The sequence below is a fragment of the Candidatus Wallbacteria bacterium genome (assembly GCA_028687545.1).
GTDB lineage: Bacteria > Muiribacteriota > JAQTZZ01 > JAQTZZ01 > JAQTZZ01 > JAQTZZ01.
In genome coordinates this window covers 20942-40220 of record JAQTZZ010000003.1, presented here as the reverse complement: position 1 = coordinate 40220, position 19279 = coordinate 20942, and the positions used below count along the sequence as shown (strand labels likewise).

General features: G+C 48.5%; 15 protein-coding genes. 7 read left to right on the top strand and 8 right to left on the bottom strand.

The window, feature by feature from the left end; all coding sequences use genetic code 11:
* Window positions 1-5 precede the first annotated feature (5 nt).
* Window positions 6-614 (top strand): hypothetical protein, encoded by a 609-nt coding sequence (locus PHW04_01990; GenBank protein ID MDD2714644.1) that lies wholly within the window; start codon window positions 6-8, stop codon window positions 612-614.
* A gap of 142 nt (window positions 615-756) precedes the next feature.
* Here PHW04_01990 and PHW04_01985 read toward each other — a convergent pair whose 3' ends face one another.
* The 5 genes from PHW04_01985 to PHW04_01965 form a co-directional block, all read right to left on the bottom strand.
* Window positions 757-2301: a hypothetical protein gene (locus tag PHW04_01985; protein MDD2714643.1), complete on the bottom strand. Its 1545-nt coding sequence runs from the start codon at window positions 2299-2301 to the stop codon at window positions 757-759.
* A 9-nt stretch (window positions 2302-2310) separates the two neighbouring features.
* Window positions 2311-3465 carry a hypothetical protein gene (locus PHW04_01980; GenBank protein ID MDD2714642.1) on the bottom strand — a complete coding sequence of 385 codons (1155 nt, stop codon included), beginning with the start codon at window positions 3463-3465 and terminating at the stop codon, window positions 2311-2313.
* The gene (gene ugpC / locus PHW04_01975) at window positions 3465-4550 is read right to left on the bottom strand and encodes a sn-glycerol-3-phosphate ABC transporter ATP-binding protein UgpC (protein ID MDD2714641.1); all 1086 of its coding nucleotides are present in this window, start codon (window positions 4548-4550) and stop codon (window positions 3465-3467) included. The genes PHW04_01980 and ugpC overlap by 1 nt, the downstream gene beginning before the upstream one ends.
* 14 nt (window positions 4551-4564) lie before the next feature.
* Window positions 4565-5032 carry a HutP family protein gene (locus PHW04_01970; GenBank protein MDD2714640.1) on the bottom strand — a complete coding sequence of 156 codons (468 nt, stop codon included), beginning with the start codon at window positions 5030-5032 and terminating at the stop codon, window positions 4565-4567.
* Between the two features lie 377 nt (window positions 5033-5409).
* Window positions 5410-6291, bottom strand: a complete 882-nt coding sequence (locus PHW04_01965) for a radical SAM protein (GenBank protein ID MDD2714639.1) — start codon at window positions 6289-6291, stop codon at window positions 5410-5412.
* A 55-nt stretch (window positions 6292-6346) separates the two neighbouring features.
* Here PHW04_01965 and PHW04_01960 point away from each other — a divergent pair, with 55 nt between their 5' ends.
* The 5 genes from PHW04_01960 (at window position 6347) to PHW04_01940 (ending at window position 13045) form a co-directional block, all read left to right on the top strand.
* Window positions 6347-7234, top strand: a complete 888-nt coding sequence (locus PHW04_01960) for an RluA family pseudouridine synthase (GenBank protein MDD2714638.1) — start codon at window positions 6347-6349, stop codon at window positions 7232-7234.
* 7 nt (window positions 7235-7241) lie between these two features.
* Window positions 7242-9494, top strand: a complete 2253-nt coding sequence (locus tag PHW04_01955) for a bifunctional (p)ppGpp synthetase/guanosine-3',5'-bis(diphosphate) 3'-pyrophosphohydrolase (protein ID MDD2714637.1) — start codon at window positions 7242-7244, stop codon at window positions 9492-9494.
* Window positions 9495-9504: 10 nt separating this feature from the next.
* Window positions 9505-10746, top strand: coding sequence for a prepilin-type N-terminal cleavage/methylation domain-containing protein (locus tag PHW04_01950; protein MDD2714636.1), 1242 nt, complete (start codon window positions 9505-9507; stop codon window positions 10744-10746).
* 90 nt (window positions 10747-10836) lie between these two features.
* Window positions 10837-12021 carry a hypothetical protein gene (locus PHW04_01945; GenBank protein ID MDD2714635.1) on the top strand — a complete coding sequence of 395 codons (1185 nt, stop codon included), beginning with the start codon at window positions 10837-10839 and terminating at the stop codon, window positions 12019-12021.
* A 43-nt stretch (window positions 12022-12064) separates the two neighbouring features.
* Window positions 12065-13045 carry a transglycosylase SLT domain-containing protein gene (locus tag PHW04_01940; protein ID MDD2714634.1) on the top strand — a complete coding sequence of 327 codons (981 nt, stop codon included), beginning with the start codon at window positions 12065-12067 and terminating at the stop codon, window positions 13043-13045.
* Window positions 13046-13051: 6 nt separating this feature from the next.
* On the opposite strand, the gene PHW04_01935 is transcribed toward PHW04_01940, so the two are convergent.
* The 3 genes from PHW04_01935 to PHW04_01925 form a co-directional block, all read right to left on the bottom strand.
* Window positions 13052-13828: a hypothetical protein gene (locus PHW04_01935; protein MDD2714633.1), complete on the bottom strand. Its 777-nt coding sequence runs from the start codon at window positions 13826-13828 to the stop codon at window positions 13052-13054.
* Between the two features lie 48 nt (window positions 13829-13876).
* Window positions 13877-14917, bottom strand: a complete 1041-nt coding sequence (locus tag PHW04_01930; GenBank protein MDD2714632.1) for a hypothetical protein — start codon at window positions 14915-14917, stop codon at window positions 13877-13879.
* Between the two features lie 193 nt (window positions 14918-15110).
* Window positions 15111-15923 (bottom strand): kelch repeat-containing protein, encoded by an 813-nt coding sequence (locus PHW04_01925; protein MDD2714631.1) that lies wholly within the window; start codon window positions 15921-15923, stop codon window positions 15111-15113.
* A 690-nt stretch (window positions 15924-16613) separates the two neighbouring features.
* Between PHW04_01925 and PHW04_01920 the strand changes: the two genes are divergently transcribed.
* Complete coding sequence (locus tag PHW04_01920) at window positions 16614-19256, top strand: valine--tRNA ligase (GenBank protein MDD2714630.1); 2643 nt, start codon at window positions 16614-16616, stop codon at window positions 19254-19256.
* Window positions 19257-19279: the final 23 nt, after the last annotated feature.

Here is a 19279-nt window from a genome sequence, read left to right as displayed (position 1 = left end):
GCCAAATGAAAGCCATACTTCTTTTGATAATCGGGGCAGCCTTGTTCGTGATTTCCGGCTGCGGCGGAGGTGGTGGTGGAGGAGGCGGTGGAGGGACTACTCCGCCTGCCAATACCGTGACCTCAGGCTGGAGCTACTTGAACGGCGCAAATTACTCTTCTGCTACGAGCACTTTCAATGCAGTGCTTCAGAATCAGGAATCTACGGCAGCAGACAAGGCATCGGCAAGAAGCGGACTGGGATGGATCGATCTTCGGGAGGACGGAGTTTCGCTGGTCACAGACGAGACGATTGCAAAGTTCACGACTGCTCTGACCGAAGATGCTGCAAACAAAGAAGCCATGATCGGACTGGCCATGATCTATCTCACCCGCACCGGCAATCAGGAAGTCGGTTATCTGGAAAGCGCGGGCTTATCAGATGTGAACTACGTATTTTCAAGCAAACTCAGCCTTTCCAATGCCGAAGCCCACTCCCTGATGGCCTTGGCTTATTTTGAAAACGGCCAGACCGTGCCGGCTCAAGCCCAGATCGATAAGGCCAACGCCCTGGAAGGTGGAGCGAACAAGACGATCCAGCAGGTATACAACAGCCTGGATAAATTAGGACTATAGAATCATGTAACATCGAAAGAGGTCAGTATGTTGGTATGTTAGTAAGTTAGTAGGTTACAGAATCTTTCCTCAACATACCAACCTACAAACATACAAACCTGCCAACCTCTCACAGTACTTCAGCCGAGCGAAGCTCCATACATCACTTACCTTTTAAGCTTTTCTCAGCTGCCCTGACTTCTTCAGTTGAAATCTGTCGAAAATCGTTTTCCAGCGCTGCGCTGAGCATGCCCTTGAGAATCGGGAGATCAGTATTTGTAAGCTGAAGGTCCAGCAGGCTGATGAAATTCTTGTTCCCGAGTTTTTCCAGCTTATGATTCCACAACGCTGCATACTTCCGGGCTTCGATCACATTCACCAGGAGTTCCGCTTTCTTGTCAGAGGATCTCGGGAAGGCCCGGTAAATTCTATCGTCTGCGATGGAATTCCGGTTGTCACCATGTACCATGTTGAAAATCAGATCCGGATTGTTCGAAACCAGCAGTTTCTTTGCAGACACCAGAAGATAAGCTTTGGCGTTCGGGAACAATGGAAATGAAATCGTGGTGAATTTACATTTCTTGTATTCTTCCTCGGTCACGACAAACGCCCTGGCATTGAAATATTTTGCTGCCTTGTCCCTGATTTTGGAATAGCGTGATTCATCCGAGAGATCGAAGATGGCAGCCACCTGCGGAAACTTTTCCAGGGGCGGATAGACTCCGATAAGCATAGAGTTGCCTAAAAAAGGGACAATTTCCTGTTCCCATGAAATTCCGGCATCCTTCTGCAGAGTGTCGGAAAGATTCCGGGGGATCTTGAATTTCGCGGGGTTCAGATTAAGAGTCAGGAAACCCAGCAGGTCTGCCCCCAGCAGTTTTTCATGGGGTATGCCACGGTTTTCCAGGGCTGAGAGCAGATTCTGAATCGCGACGAAGCTTGGCTTATCTGTATTGGCAGGATTGAGCGTGAAATAGAAGTCAGCCTTGACGAGCGGTGACTGAAAGTCAGCCGAAAAAGAGTTCAGGTTGAAGGGATAATCATGCATTGGTCTGGACATGAGCTTTTCCGGGATTGTGAACAGGGCAGACACTCCTGAATAGGCAGTATTCTTCCTTGCTTCCAGAAACTCCCTGCGTTTGGAAAGAGAAGCGGAGTTGTCTTTTCTAAGCTTTTCAAACTGCTCTCTGTATTCTGTCAGAAGATTTATCGATTTTGGAGACAGCAGACAGTAATCACCGGAAAAAAGTCCATAAAATGTCAATTTTTCCTCAATCAGGGGATTCGAATCCTCCCTCTGGCTGGATTTGGGATCGGGTTTGATTGTGAGCGAAAAAATCTCCCCTGATTGCTCAAAGCCAAGTGCACTGTGTTTTTTAAGACTTTCCAGAGCGAGCTTAGAATCCTTGAACGTCAAAAGTCCCAATGGATTTTCTGTGGTTCCGTCAGCGGACGGGCAGGCAAAAAATGCCGCTTCCCTGATATTGTTTATCTCAATTGAATTGAAACTGAAAAGTTCCCGGGCCAGAACCTCCTCTGTCCGGAACGTCAGCACTGATTTAAGATGCCCTGAAACGCTCCTGATGAATTCTCCCTGATAGATCAGGGAAGCGAAAGCGCTGGAAGGGATAAGCCCGGCGCTTTGAAAGTCCTCGCCAATCAACGGGCTGGAGCAGAGAACGATCAACAGAAAAACAAAAACACGCATGATGCACCTCTATTTTTTTAAGATTGTTAGCTTCAGTTCAAGGAATTCCGGCTGACTGCTTCCGGAAAGCGCAAGCTTGAACTCTGAAATCTTTTTCAGATATTCAAGCACAGGCTTCAGATACTCGGGAATCGTGATGAAATTTGAGAGAAGCGGCAGCAGCCCTAAAAATGTCGGTTCGATCACAAGATGAAATGGCTCTGTGGGAGGCGTTTGGCGCAGTGTTTCGAATGACAGCAGGCTGTTGGAGCCAAAAATCCTGCTCCCATCGTCCACACAGAAAAATGTCAGTTTCAGGAAGTCCGGCAGACTCTGGGAGGAGAAGTTGAACAGAGAAGCAAGATTCAGAATCAGCTTTCTGCTGCCGGGGTCTCCTTCAGATTCAAGCCTGCCGTCAGCCACCATCTGTTCAATCGCGTCCCTGGTAAATTGATAGGGCGATCTGGAGGTGGACCGTGGAAAAAAGCTGAACTTTAGTTGTAATGGATCGAAAAAGGCGAAAAGAGACTGATAACTGATGTTTCCGCTGGAGGTTTTAGGAATAACTGCCTGGTTGAACAGAAAAAAGAAAGGATCCTTTTTCAACAGCCTGGTGAAGAACGGTGTGGACAAGCTCCTGGAAACCGGTTTGAGAATTCCATCATACGCATCCAGTGCCGATAACACGGAATCACGGTTGTTTCCCGCCAGGATCGCGCTTTCCACGAAAGTAAAAACCAGTGTCCTCTGCCCGGAGTCTGTCAACTCGAAAAGCCGGTACTTTTTATAATTAAACGAGCAGATCAGATAATCACTGATTTTTCCGGACTGACTGGCTCTACTGAAATAAAATTCCAGCAGTTTCACTTTATTTCCCGCATCCACAGCCATCAGCAGGCCATTCTTCAGGCGGCAGCAGGCAAATTCGGAAGGAAACAGTGATGAGTAAGGTTTGGCCGCAAGCAGCAGAGACTGGTAGTCTGCGGGAAGAAAGTTTAGAAAATCCGAAGCCGTGAAGTTCTCGAGGGCAATTGACAGGTTGCCGCCGCCGCAGAGAAACAGGTAGTTGTCCGGAATGAACGAGAGGGTGTTCTGCCTATAGCCGACAGCGAAATAAGTAAGCGCAGACAGGATAAGCAAAAATACGATAACTGGAATCATCCATCTGACTTTATTGAAGACCATCAGCGGATTGCATTCCCTGTGTCGTGATCAAAAAGATGGAGCTTGTGGGAGAGCGGTCTGACACGGATTTCAGATCCTTCTGCAGCCCTGATTTCCGGTGAGAGCCTGATGGTAATGGTCCCGCCGGACAACCCGAGAAAAGCTATATCTTCAGCTCCGAGCGGTTCCACCAGTTCGATCCTGGTTTTGATCACATTCCGGCCCTCGCCTTTTTCCACAAGTTCGAAGTCTTCCGGCCTGATTCCCAGAACGACCTTTCTGCCGCCATAGTTTTTCAGTTTAGCCGGGTCTTTGAGCGGAATCTCGAACTCAGGATGAATGATCATGTCTGAGGATTCCGACAATGTCACCGGAATAAAATTCATCGGCGGAGTTCCGATGAATCCTGCCACAAATCTGTTCACGGGTTTGTGATAAACTTCATAAGGAGTTCCCACCTGTTGTACTATTCCTTCATTGAAAATAGCTATTCTGTCGCCCATTGTCATGGCTTCGACCTGATCGTGAGTGACATAAATGAAAGTCGTCTTGAGACGCTTGTGAAGTTTGGAAAGCTCGCTTCTCATCTGGACACGCAGTTTAGCGTCCAGGTTGGAAAGGGGTTCGTCCATCAGAAAAACCTTTGGATGCCTGACAATAGCCCTTCCGAGAGCCACGCGCTGACGCTGCCCTCCTGAGAGCTGTTTGGGCTTTCTCTGGAGCAGGTCCTCGATGCCGAGGATCCTGGCGGCTTCCTTGACTTTCTGATCTATCTCGAGCTTCTGGACTTTACGCAGTTTAAGGCCAAAAGCCATGTTCTCATAAATGCTCATATGCGGATATAAGGCGTAATTTTGAAAGACCATGGCAATGTCACGATCCTTTGGGGGCAGGTCGTTCACCACTTTGTTCTCGATCAGGACCTGGCCGGAGCTGATATCTTCAAGTCCGGCGATCATCCGGAGGGTGGTGGTCTTTCCGCAGCCTGACGGACCGAGGAAGATCATGAATTCCTGGTCCTTGATCTCCAGATCCACACCCTTGATCGTAAAATCCAGGGCCTTATCGTATTTCTTGAAAATTTTCTGCAGTTCGACTCTCGCCATGGTTCCCCCAGAAATTATAATTTAAGTGAGTAATATTGAATATCTGTTCCAAGAATTTCCCGGTCCACATTCAAGCCGGGTATGCCGACTGACCCATAGACACCGATTGCGAGGTGTGTACCCTGGCTGACAATCCCGATCTTGGCTCCTCCTCCGCAGATGGTTTCCATCTCGTCACGGAATTGTTTGACAATGTTTTCCACGCTCCTGTAAACGGTATATTCATTCTCAGGGTTGCGGCTGATCACTTCGGAGTTTTCTGCTGCAGCCAGTATGTTGCGGAACAGTTTGAATTTGAAATTGTCCCCGCGTCCTCCAGCTCTCGTAATCACGCAGCGGAATCCCAGAGACTTGAAATACTCCACGATCTCCTCGTCGGCCTGGTCTTCGATGGTAGCCAGACAGACGGCAATCTTTACCAGGGAAAGCTCCCCTTTTTCATTTAGAACTAGATTATTGATCCGCAGCCTGGTTTCACTCATGCTGGTTTCCTTTTAAAGCAAATAGACCGGAATTGCAGATCCGGCATTTAATATTGTAAAGAGCTTCTTGATAAAAGTCCAATAAAAAACATTAGAACCCATTTCATAAGTCTGCGTCAGCCGCGTTCGAAGCTCCGAAGTTCAAAAGCTAGGCGCGGTGAGGAAGGCAATGTAGTGCATTTCCGACGAACCGCAACGACGCTTTTGAATTTTGCAGCCCGAACCCGGAGGGTTGCCAGCACAAGCTGCGCATTTCTTCGTTATCCGGTCTTGATGATGCGCCGCATCACCTACGACCGGATGGCCTCGAAATGCTTGCATGTGCAAGGCAACGCGGTGACGCAGACTTATGAAATGGGTTCTAGAACTGGTTTATCTCAAATCGCTTGAATGAAAATGTTCTCCATTCCAAGTTTCTCGGCATGCTCAACAGCCCGCTCATATTCTCCCGCTGAAAGAGACTGTTCCAGTCCGGGAATGCTCTTCGCATTGTAAGCAGGAAAGTACTGACTCATCAAAGAAACATTGGTGTTTCTACCCAGATGCTTGCAGATCCAGTCCAGAATCGCAATGGTGTTCCCGACCTGACCAGGGAGCACCAGATGTCTGATCAGAAGTCCACTTTCCGCTACACAGCTGTCGTCCAGGCAGAGTCGGGGCTGCTGCCTCTGCATTTCAAGGATCGCACTGCGATTAGGTCCGACATAATCTCCGCAACCGGAAAACCGTGCAGCCAGCGCATCGTCAGAATATTTCATGTCAGGCAGAAAAATCGTCACAATTCCTTCGAGCATCAGGATGATTTCCTTCCTTTCCCAACCCGATGTATTGTAAACAATCGGCAGGGTAAATCCTTCGGAAACTGCCAGGGCCAGCGCCTGTAAGATTGACGGCAGCATATGAGTGGGAGTGACCAGATTAAGATTATGTGCTCCTTTTTTCTGAAGTCCAAGCATTTTTTCCGCTGCTTCCTGACTGGAGTAAACCTTTCCTGAAGCCAGCTGCGAGATCGGATAATTCTGGCAGAAAACACAGCGCAGGGTGCAGTTGGTGAAAAAGACAGTACCTGACCCGCCAGTGCCGGAAATCGGGGGTTCTTCTCCAAAGTGAAGATTCATGCTGGCTATTTTCAGATCAGTCCCTGCCTCGCAGAAACCGAGCTCACCGGCCAGCCTGTTGACTCCACAGATCCGGGGGCAGAGGTCACATTTTTTGTAATGTTCCCAGAGTGCTGAAGCGATTTTTTTTATTTTTTTCATGAGGCACTAAACCTCGAAACTTTTCTTCGCCATCAAGCATATATATAATTGACTTATGAAACAAGTCCGCACCCTCTCAGTCGGCGAAACCGAATCAGGTATGAAGCTCTGGCAGTTTCTCTCCCGTGCCTGCCGCGGCGCTTCCCGAACGCTCTTCTTCCGCTGGGCGAGAACAGGTCAGGTCAGGATCAACGGCAGGCGGGCTCAAGTTGATGTAAGGCTTTCCACAGGCGATTCGGTAAGGATCCCGCCCTTTGAAGCGGAAGAAAGTGAAATGCCGGCAGCAATGGATTATAAAAAAATCCTGATCTTTGAGGATCAGGACTTGCTGGTGCTGAATAAACCGTCCGGCATTGCGGTGCACAAAGGCACTGGTCACATCGGACTGATCGAACAACTGGCCGGAGCCGGGCTTTTCCGTCCGGTTCCGGTGCATCGGCTGGACCTCCCCACCTCAGGAGTGCTGGTGATCGCTAAAAACTTCCGCACTCTCAAGGCTTTGAAAGAAAACTGGGGTCAGGCAGAAAAATTCTACCTGGCGCTGGCAACAGATTCCAGGCAGCTTATACCCAGTGGTCGGACTCTGGAACTCCGCGACAGGCTTGCAGAAAGGGCAGACGGCCCCAAAATGGAAATCAGCGCAACAGGCAAGCTCGCCCTGCTGCGCCTCCGCCGCCTGTCCGTAAAAGGGGAGCAGACGCTGATCATGATCAGGCTTTTCACCGGCCGCACCCATCAGATCAGGGTACAGATGGCGAATTTTGGAGCTCCTCTTACCGGAGACGCCAGATATTTCCGTTCAGGCGAACTTTTCCTGCATTGCCGGAAAATCGTGATCCCTATCCAGGGAGAAAAAAAAACATTCAAAGCTCCCCTACCCCCCGGCTTTGCCAGGAAAATTACAGAAATAACTGGAAAAATCGATGATCTGGCTGTAAAATAATTTCAGCATGATGGACAATCTTCTCCATATCAATGACACACCGGACCTCGCTCAACTCAAACGGAAAGTGGCCACCTACAATCCGGATGCCAACTGGGAGCTGATCGAGAAGGCATTTTTTCTGGCTGAGCGTGTGCACGCACCGCAGAAACGCGCGGACGGCTCTCCCTATTTCTATCACCCTTTCAATGTAGCCATGATCGTCGGTGAACTGAGAATGGATTCGACCTGCATTTCAGCAGCACTACTGCACGATGTTGTAGAAGACACTGAAATTACCGTTGATTACATCAGGGACAACTTCTCGCCAGTGATGGCACGCCTTGTCGACGGGGTCACTAAAATCAGCAAACTGGCCTTTAAAACCAAAGTCGAGCATCAGGCGGAAAACATCCGCAAAATGCTGCTCGCCATGTCCGAAGACATCAGGGTGATCATCATCAAGCTCGCAGACAGGCTTAATAATGTGCTGACGCTATCCGCGCTGCCTCCGGAAAAGCAGAAGCGGATCGCCAGGGAAACCCTGGACATCTATTCGCCTCTCTCCCACCGCCTCGGCATGCACCAGATAAAATCGCTGCTCGAAGATTACTGTTTCAACGCCATCGAACCCGCTGAATATGAAAAAATTCATCGGCAGATGGCGGAACGTGCCAATGAACGCGATAATTATGTTGAACAGACCATAGAACTCCTCACTGAAAGATTCAAGGAAAATCATATCCAGGCCACAATTTACGGCCGCACGAAGCACTTGTACAGCATCTGGAGGAAGATGCTGCAGAACAATAAAACCATCGATGAAATCTACGATCTGCTGGCTGTCAGGATTATCCTTCCCACTGTCAGGGACTGCTATACTGCCCTGGGCATAGTGCATGACCTCTGGACACCGATGCCCGGAAGATTCAAGGATTACATTGCCATCCCCAAGCAGAACCTCTATCAATCGCTGCACACCACTGTGATGCAGAAGGTTGCCAACACAAACGAAGGCCTTCCGCTGGAGATCCAGATCCGCACCGAAGAAATGGACAGGGTGGCTGAGGCAGGTATCGCCGCGCACTGGGATTACAAGGAAGTGAAAAACCAGTCAGACAACCTGAAAGTCAATCAGAAAATCTCCTGGCTGAGGCAGCTCATCGACTGGCATTCCGAAATCCAGGACGCCACAGACTTCATGCACAACCTCAAGAACGACCTGTTCCAGGACGAAGTCTTTGTATTTACACCGACCGGCGATGTAGTGGCTCTGCCGGCCTCAGGAACTCCTCTGGATTTCGCTTTCACCGTGCATACTGATGTAGGGATTCGATGCTCAGGTGCCAAAGTCAACGGCAAGATAGTTCCTCTCGACTATCAGCTTAAAAATGGTGATGTTGTGGAAGTAATCACTTCCAATCAGTCCCATCCCAATACGAGCTGGCTGGAAATCGTCAAAAGCCACCGCGCCAAGAATAAGATCCGGCAGTATCTCCGCAAGCAGGAGCACGACGTCTACCTCGACAGGGGTAAGATCACACTGCAGAAGGGTTTGAAACGAATGCAGAAGATCGTGGAAAAAGCCGAAAATCCACCGTTCAACCCTGCCGAACTGTCCCCAGGGGCATTCTTAAAGACAGAGCGGATCAAAAAAATGTTTTCCGACTCCGATTTCCGCAATCCTGAGGAGATCATGGTGGCCCTGGGTGGAGACAAGCTCAGTTTCCAGCATTTGTTCAACAAAGTTTATCCGGAATGGAACCTTTACCTCGACACGCAGAAACGTCTGAAAAAGATCGGCACAGGACAAGAGAAAAAATCCAAATCCACCCAAGGCATTATAGTCGAAGGAATCGACAATCCTCTCCTGAACTTCTCACGCTGCTGCAACCCTCTTCCAGGCGACAGGATAGTGGGCTACATCACCCGCGGCAGAGGTATTTCTGTCCACCGCAGCAACTGCCCGAACATCAAAAGCATGAATGAGCGGGAACGGCTGATCGCCCTGCACTGGGACCAGGCACAGATCAAAAAAGGGACCTTCTTCGTTTCGATCAGGCTGGAGGTGGATGACAGGCCCAACATGATCCTGGACATCACCCAGGTACTGTCGACCCAGATGAGTCTCAACATCAGCAATCTCAACGCACGCAGCAATAAAAACGGCGGCGGGATCATCAATGTCCAGATCGAACTCTCGGAAGTGGCGCAGCTTGAAGGCATTCTCGCCAGACTGGCTGCGATACCGGAAGTTCTGAAGGCATACAGGTTGAAATAGGTGAGGTGAAATGTTGAATTTTAAATGTTGGCTGCAGAATTCCCGGAAAAACAGTTTAATTCAAAATCTGCCTGAAAAAGGCTTCACTTTCCTGGAAGTCGTTGCAGTGATGATGATCCTGACGATGCTGGTGCCCCTGGCGTATAAATACATTTCAGGCAATATCCAGGACGCCAAGCGTGCAAAATGCAAGGATGACCTGAAATCTCTGGCCGAGGCTGCGGGAACTTTTTATCTCAAGAACAGCTGCTGGCCCTCCCTTAATAACCTGATCGGAAACCAGCTGGTTTCGATTCCGATCGACCCCTGGGGAAACAGTTACATCCAGGACGAATTTCTTTATAAAATAGTATCCACAGGCCCGGACGGAAAACTTCAGATACCTTTCAAAGACAAAGCAGGAGTCTGGGCTGGCGATGACTTGTACGAGATGTATTACCAGAAAAGGATAGTTTTCGTAAGGCATTCCGGCGGGAATTCGATGGTTTATACAGTGCTGCTGGACGGCAGGGATTTGCGGGTAGTCACAGATCAGAGCTACTCTGCCAATCATCCGAAACTGTCGCCTGAAGGAATACAGGTGGTTTTCGACAGCAGCATGTCCGGCAGTAAACAGATTTATTTGATAGGAAGCGACGGAAAAGGGTTCAAACAGCTCACCACTATGGGATCAGGAAACTGCGAATATCCCTGCTTTTCACCTGACGGCTCCAAGATTGCATATTCCTGCAACCAGGGTGGGGGAACTTCGGAAATCTGGATCATGAGTCTGGATGGTCAGTATCCAACCCGTGTCACAGCTCTGAATGCCCCTAATACCAATTATCCATGTTTCTCGCCGAACGGTACTGTGCTGGCCTTCTGTTCGGACCAAAACGGGGCAATGGAGCTGTATCTGGTCAATGTCACCAATCTCAAGGAAATTGCCAACAATCACCCGACCAGAAAATCGACTTCAAACTCCCCTGTTTCTGAGCCGGCTTTTTCCCCGGACGGACAGTACCTCTGTTATCAGTCCGGTAATACTATTTACAAATACTCGGTGTTGACGAGAACCGATGAAGTGTTCACCACAGGTGAAGTCAACTCCAGTCCATCCTTCTCCCCTGACGGGAAAAGGCTCGTTTATTCCAGCACAAAAGACGGGGGCCAGCGGCTCTTTTTGAAGCAGCTTGACGGCAATTATGAGTGTTGCCTGACAAACGGGGATGCTGATGTAACCAATGACCAGTGCGCTTTTCCGCTATATTGAGACTGGTTTTGTTTGACACCTGGACTTGACAATATTATAATAAATTGCCATCTCATAAAGATCGGCCTGCCGCAAACTCTGGAGGGAACCATGCCTGAGCGCGAAACCATCGACATCAACACTGAATTCTATAAAAAGCTCAACCAGCAGATCGTCCAGAAAGACAATCTGATCAGACTACTGCAGATGCAGATCAACAATCTCAAAGGCCAGTCCGGCGACTCAGCCGCAGATGCAGCCAGGGAAAAACTCTCTGCCAGAATCCATGAACAGGAAGAACTGATCTCCACCCTCCAGGACAAGATCAAGGAACTGGAAGAAGCTTCAAGCGAGAGGAATGCAAGCGATCCAGCTGAGCAGGTCAAGCAGGAACTTGAAGAAAAAATCCAGGCTCTGAGCAGCGAAAACCAGGAACTTCAAGCTAAAATCTCAGCAATGGACCTGAAAGAGTCAGACGAACTCTTACGGTCAGAACTGCAGGACCTCAAAAAGGTCAACCTGGAACTTTCAGAGACATCGCACAAAGCTTCCCAGGAACTGGAGCAGCAGAATCTGAACATCGCCAGACTCAAGGAAGAAAATACCCGTCTGGTCAAGAAAGTTTCGGCCCTGGAAGTGGCAGCACCAATTGACAACAATGAAATACCGGAAAAAATCAAGAGCCTCGAATCCATCAACGCCAGTCTGGAATCCAAAAATGACGACCTCGAACGACGCAGGCTCGAACTCGAAGAAAAAGTGGCGATCCTGGAAAAAGGCGGGCAAAGGAGCGGATTCGAAGATGAACTGCTGTCCCGCATTAAGGATGACCTGCTGCTGAAAATTGAAAAACAGAAGCTCTCAATGGACAATCTGAAGAGCGAACTGGAGAAAGCCAGGCGCGAATCTGCCGAAGAAACCCTTAAATGTTCCACCCAGGAACGTAAGTTCAACGAATATGAGGAACGATTCCGCCAGTCTGACGAGAAATTCGAAAAACAGGATCAGGAAAAACAGCGACTGATCAAAACCCTCAACGACAAAGACGGTGAAATTTTCGATCTGAATGCTAAGATTGCCAAGCTTTCCGGTGAAATCGAGCGGAAAAATGCCTTATCCCGTGAACTGACTCAGAAAATCGAAGATGTCGAACTGCAGCTCAGAGATAAGGAACAGCTCGTCCGCGAGTTGGATCAGATCAGGCATGAAAATAAAAATCACAACGAGGACATGAACAGGCTGCGTTCACAGATCGAACTGCTGGGCAACTATGCCCTCAATATAGCTAAAACTTGAGATTCTTCTAATACTTTTCACGAATCAGCCGATATTTTTCCCGATGAAAGCGATTTTCTTAGTGTTCCTTCTATATTTTAGCGGGTTCTGCCACGCAGCCATCTATAGCTATCGGGACAGCCACGGCAATGTCTATATCACCGACAAACCGCAGAGCGAAGACTATCAGATCCTGGTAACCACCAGCAAGCAGCCGCGCAGGCTGCTGAGCAGCAAAGGTTATTACACTCTGATGGAGACCGGCGAGAAGTACCAGGACAGCGTGGCCCTCTATTCCGAAAAGTACGAACTACCACCCGCGCTTGTGCTGGCGATCATCAAAGCAGAGTCCAATTTCGACCCAAAGGCGGTCTCCAAAAAGGGCGCGATGGGACTGATGCAACTGATGCCTGTGATCTGCGAAAAATGTGGAGTCAAGGACCCCTATGATCCTGAGCAGAATGTGCAGGGAGGCACCAGTTATTTCAGCGAGCTGCTTGTCCGCTTCAAGAATGTGAACCTGGCTCTGGCTGCATACAATGCAGGACCGTCCCGGGTGATTCAGTACAACGGGATTCCTCCTTATGAAGAAACAAGGAACTATGTCAAAAAAGTCAACTTCTATTACAAGTACTATCAGCAGAACGGGAAAAACTTGAAGGAAATCGGCCTCAACAGTTGCTTCAAGGATGGATTCGCAAATTATCAGAAGGATAACCTGGGCGAAGCGGTGCGGGATTTCGAAACAGTTGCCGTAAAGTATCCGAACGCTCCTGAGGTGAACTACAATCTGGCCCTGGCCTATGACCTGAAGGCGGAATATTCGCAGGCAGTCGTTTATTATCTCAAGGCACTCAGCCTGGACCCGTTCCTCAAGGAAGCCTATTACAACCTGGCCATCATCTATGAAAAAATCGGCTTGAACTTCAAGGCCATCTCCACCTGGCAGAAATACATGGAATTCGAATTAAATCCGGACATCATCAAGGAAATCAAAGGATATGTCAAGGAACTGATCAAGGTCATCACCCAGAAATCTGATTAAAGATCTTCAATCAGACACAATTGAACAGAAAATCTCTGCGCTGTCCTCAGCATACCATCGATAGAATCCGCCCAGACCCCGCCTGATTTCATTGTAGAAATCCATCTTCTCAATGTCTGTAATGTACTGGCTCTCAAAGACTCTCAGAATGCGCGAGAGATTCTTCAGTTCAGGCAGGAAGACTTCCCTGAATTCTCTCTTGAATTCAGGGTGTGCCCGGTCCAGATAGATATCTGTGACTCCCCCGGACAAATTAATCCCGAGATCAGCGGCTTTTTTAGCCTGCCAGAGATCATGGTGAAAAAGATAATGCTCAGGTTTCTTGAGTTTGTAAGTGGATGCGCCTAACATGAAGCTTTTGTTTAACAGCTGAAATGCTTCCAGGAAGCAGTCATTAGGACCTGCCAGATCCTTCGGTGGCTGGTGCTGCGAGCACTCCACCAGCCAGTATTCGGTATAACGGAGTTTCCTCAGGTAATAATAACCGCCTGCCGGGCATTCCGGAGCCTTGAAATCAGGACGGACAGCTGAACAGATGTCAAAAAGAGTGCGCTTCTGAGACAGCCCCTGCAGATACCCTTCATGCACTATCCGCTCAAGCAGCCGGATGTTTTCCAGGCAGGTGCGTGTTTTAACCAGAACCTCTCCTGTAACAGGGGTTTTGCTTTCCGCGGAATCGGCTGGGGTTTCCGCAGTAGCTGGAGTCGTTTTGACTTCCCCGGTCTCTGCGAAAAGTACTGCAGTGAGCAGAGAAAAAAAGAGTGTCAGAAACAATGATTTCATTTACAACAGTATATCAGAATTGCATTCCATGTCAGGAACTATTTCGAGTCAGAATCTGGACGGCCTGCATGACCAGACATCGTTTTTCACTCCTGTGCCGTCTCCTCCTCCGATTACCCACAGCTTGCTTTTATAAACCAGGCTGGAATGATAAAAACGCCCTGGGAATACAGCGACAGCAGCTATCTTGGTCCAGGTGATGCCATCACTGGTGGACCAGACATCATTCTTATATGTAAGATCTGCAGTTGTAACGCTCTGATATCCACCTATCAACAATAAGCTTTTTCCATAAATCAGGCATGAGTGTGCGGTCCGGCTTCCCCAGGGAGCTTCAGTAGTAACTGCAGTCCAGTCCTTGCCATCAGTGGAATACCATGCATCACTGTAGTTAGAATTGCTGCCGCTGCCGCCAATTACCCACATTTTATTGTCAAAAACCAGACATTGGGTGCCTGTTCTTGCAGGCCAGGGAGCAGATGAGGCAACCTCTGTCCAGTTCAGGCCATCTGTAGAACACCAGACATCATTCGAGAATTTATAAAAGTTATACCCTCCCATTATCCACATTTTGTTGTCAAAGATAAGACCTGAATGGTTAGATCTCCCGCTCCAGGGCGCTGAAGGGGTCACCTGAATCCAGTTGATTCCATCAGCTGAATTCCAGACATCGTTGTTATACTTATTCGAATCATTAGTATAACCGCCCAGCAGCCACATTTTACTGTCAAAAACCAGGCAGACAGGAGTATTTCTTTTGCTCCAGGCAGCACTTGCAGTAGCCAGGGACCAGGAAATTCCATCAGTCGAAGACCAGACATCGTTTTTTGTGCTGGTCCCGTCCCAACCGGCCATCACCCAGATCTGGTCGTTAAAGACAAGGCTGGCCTGACCGCGGCGGGCGGAAAAAGCCGCCTCTGAAGTCGCCTGTTTCCATCTTAGCGAAACCGGGGCAACTGAATCCAGCAGTTTACTTGAGGTAAAGATGATCACAGAAAACAATGCAATCACAACCAGGAAAAAAATCAGTGCCTGAAATACCCTGGCCGAACAGCCAGGTCTGATATCTCCAGATGGATACCTTTTCATCAGGAAAAAAATTAATCTGTCGATTAAATTCGGTTTCTTACGGGTATGAATCTCATGTTGAATATCGCTGTAAGTAGAATCCCATTCATCACGAGGCATTATTTATCCCTCTCTGCCTGAATCCAGTCCGCTATATTTAATTAACATGAGTCTGTGTTTAAAGTAAAATTTTCAGACAGGTAATATTTGCATCTCAGAATCGCGATGGCCTGCATGTCCAGACATCGCTGAAACAGGTAGTGGCATTATTCCACCCCCCGATTACCCATATTCTGTTGTTTAAAACTATACTGCTATGCTGATCTCTGGGACTGAAAGCGGCACTGGGCGTGACCTGGGTCCAGGTTGCACCATCGCGGGAATACCAAACATCATTAGTAAATCCTGTATAGTTAAGTCCGCCGCCGATTATCCAGATCTTGTTGTCATAAACCAGGTTTGAATGATCACTTCGTCTGGAAAAAGCCGCATTTTCCTGGACCTGGGTCCAAGTGATCCCGTTACTGGAATACCAGACATCATTATAATAATTAGTGCTGTCATATCCGCCAATCAACCACATCTTGTTGTTAAAAACCAGGCTGGAATGACTATAGCGTTTGGAAAAAGCCGCACTGGGTGTGGCTTGAGTCCAGTTAGCGCCGTCAGTAGAATACCAGACGTCATTGTATGAAGTGGAACCACCAAACCATGGGGTCCCGCCGATCACCCACATTTTATTGCCAAAAACCACACTGGAATGCAAGTATCTTGGAGGAAAAGCCGCATTAGGTGTAATCTGGATCCAGGTTACACCATCGGAGGAAGACCAGACGTCGTTATTACATTTTGTTCCGTCCCACCCACCGATCACCCACATCTTATTGTTAAAAACCAGGCTGGTATGAGCATGTCTGGCAGAAAAAGCTGCATTTGCAGTGAACTGAATCCAGGTGATCCCATCAGCAGAAGACCATACATCATTTAAATTTACAGCACCCTCTCCGTAACCTCCGATCACCCACATTTTGTTGTTAAAGACTATACTGGAATGAACTCTTCTCTGGGGAAATGGTGCTCTCGCTGTCGCTTGCGTCCAGCTGCATTTTAATGGAAATGTATCAATAAAATCCCTGGTAATTTTTATGGTGAAAATAATAATTAAAATCAGAATTACAAGAGCCTTGAAACTCTTTACCTCTTTCAATAGCTTTAGTGGATTACCAGGTTTGACATCTTTGGCAGGCAGTATTTTCAGTAAGCGAAATATTATTTTATCGATTAATTTCGGTTTCCTACGGATATGAATCTCATACTGAACATCTTCATCATTTGAATCCAATCGGTCACGCGACATTTATTACTTCCATCTGCTTAATTCTTATCCCTTTTATTTGATTAACACAATTCTGAATTTAATGCAAAATCAATCAATTCAAATCACTAACTCGACTTTGGCAAATTTTCCATATCATGCCGCTGAAACCCTTGTGGGGTGGCCAGGCGTAACTTATTTCTCGATCTGAGCCTTGCGAAGGAGAGAAAAAGTTATGCCAGGACAGGACCCGCCACAAATCAAGGTTTTTAACAAATATCTGGCTGCACACCATAAAAATTTGCCAAACTCAAGTCACTAAATCTAAATGTTTTATCTTCTAAACTGGAAAAATTGCCAAAGTCGAGTAAACTAAAAAGGAATATGACTGCGGAGGATCAAATGAAAACTACTGAAATACCTTCTAAATACCAGCCCGAGGAACTGGAGAAAAAATGGTACGCCTTCTGGATGGAAGGCGGCTATTTCAAATCCAGAGCCAGTGCGGATAAAAAACCCTTCACCATCGTGATCCCTCCGCCGAATGTCACAGGCATTCTCCACATGGGACACGCTTTCAACAACACTCTGCAGGATCTGATCATCAGAACCCGCAGAATGCAGGGTTTTGAGGCCTGCTGGCTGCCAGGCACAGACCACGCAGGGATCGCCACGCAAAATGTGGTGGAAAAGGCTCTGGCCAAAGAAGGAAAAAAGCGCGAGGACCTCGGCCGCGACGCTTTCATCAAGCGGGTCTGGGAATGGAAGAAAGAACATGGCGGGACCATCATCAATCAGCTCAAAAAGCTGGGCTGCTCCTGCGACTGGGATCGAGAGCGCTTCACCATGGACGAAGGACTGTCTCGTGCCGTGCGCGAAGCTTTCTGCAGACTCTATGAAGAGGGTCTGATCTACCGCGGCTATTATCTCGTGAACTGGTGCCCGCGCTGCACGACAGCCATCGCAGACGATGAAGTGGAACATGAGGAAATAAACGGCGCATTTTATCATGTAAAGTACTTTTTCAAGGACCAGCCGGATAAATTCATAGTGATCGCCACCACCAGGCCTGAGACGATGCTCGGAGATACTGGAGTGGCAGTGAATCCTGACGACGAGCGCTACAAAGACCTGATCGGCAGGAAACTGATTCTGCCGCTTGTGGGACGGGAACTTCCAATCATTGCGGACAAGCGGGTGGACCTGGCTTTCGGAACCGGCGCGCTCAAGGTGACGCCTGCCCACGACATCAATGACTATGAAATCGGACAGGAGCACAAGCTGGAGTTCGTCTCAGTAATGGATGAAAAAGCCAGGATGAATCACAAAGCAGGAAAATACGCCGGACTGGACAGATACGAGTGTCGAAAGCGGATTGTCGAAGATCTGACCGAACAGGGCTTCCTGATCCAGACTGTACCCCATTTACACTCAGTCGGCCACTGTTATCGCTGCCATACCGCGATCGAGCCCAGATACAGCGAACAGTGGTTCGTGAAGATGAAGCCGTTGTCCGTGGAAGCACTGGCAGTGGTGAATGACGGACTGGTAAAATTCCATCCTGAAACATGGGCTAAGACATATGAAAACTGGCTCAACGGCATCCGCGACTGGTGCATTTCCCGCCAGATCTGGTGGGGCCACAGGATCCCTGTATTCTATTGTGATGAATGCAAACACACCTGGGCGAGCCGGGTGGATGACAAAAAATGCCCGAAATGCGGGACAGCTGAAATTCATCAGGACCCTGATGTGCTGGATACCTGGTTTTCCTCGTCGCTCTGGCCTTTCTCTACATTCGGCTGGCCTGATAACACCGCGGATTTAAACTACTTTTATCCCACTTCCACCCTTTCCACAGGCTTTGACATCATTTTCTTCTGGGTGGCCCGCATGATCATGATGGGCACGAAATTCATGAAAGACGTGCCGTTCCGGGATGTTTACATCCATGCCCTGCTGCGCGACGAGCACGGGAAAAAAATGAGCAAATCTTCGGGCAACGCGATCGATCCTGTGAAACTGATCGAGGATTACGGAACAGACGCCCTGCGCTTCACAATGGCCTCGCTCGCCATCCAGGGACGGGACGTGAATGTATCGCTGAAAAAGATCGAAGGTTTCCGCAATTTCATGAACAAGCTCTGGAACGCCCATCGATACATTCTGATGAACCTGGAGGGTTACCGGGAAATCGAACTGAAAAAAGAGGAACTGCTGCTGCCAGACCGCTGGATTCTTTCCAGACTGGAAAACACAGTGGCTACAGCAGAAGCTGATTTCAATTCTTTCCGCTTTTCTCACTCCTCTCAGTCTCTCTATGAATTCCTCTGGGATGACTTCTGCGACTGGTACATTGAGATTTCCAAGGTTTCGCTCGCCTCCAGCGACAAGCAAAGAAAACTGGTCACACAGAATGTGCTCTATCGTGTGCTTGCAAGAATCATCACCCTGCTGCATCCATATACTCCGTTCATCACAGAGGAGATCAGGGAAAACATGGGGATAGCAAAACCGCTGATCATTTCAGAATATCCTCAGGTAGATCAGAAATATCTCGACTTAGAGGCTGAACAGCGGATGGCTGTAGTAAAAGAAATCGTGCGCGCCAGCAGGAATTTCCGCAGCGAATACCAGATCCCGCCTCAGCAGCTGATCAGGATCATGGTGAAACCTGAAAACGAGCGCATCCTGACCCTGATCACTGACAGCAGGGATTACATCATCTCACTGACAAAATGCTCAACCCTGGAAACCGGTCTCCAGATTGACCGGCAGGGCGCCTGCGGCACGCAGGTGGTGGCAGGTGCAGTTCTTTACTTTCCGTTGGAAGGCCTGATCGACACAAACAAAGAGGTCACCCGTCTCACCCGCGAGCGGGAACTGCTGCTGACTGAACTTGGGCGTGTGGATAAAAAACTCAATAGCGATGGCTTCCTCGCCAAAGCTAAGCCTGAAGTGGTGACCGAACAGAGGGAAAAGCGGGAGGAACTCGGGAAGAAACTGGCTCAATTGGAGCAGAATTTAACAGTACTGAAAAAGTAGTTAGCGGAAACTCCCGGGACATC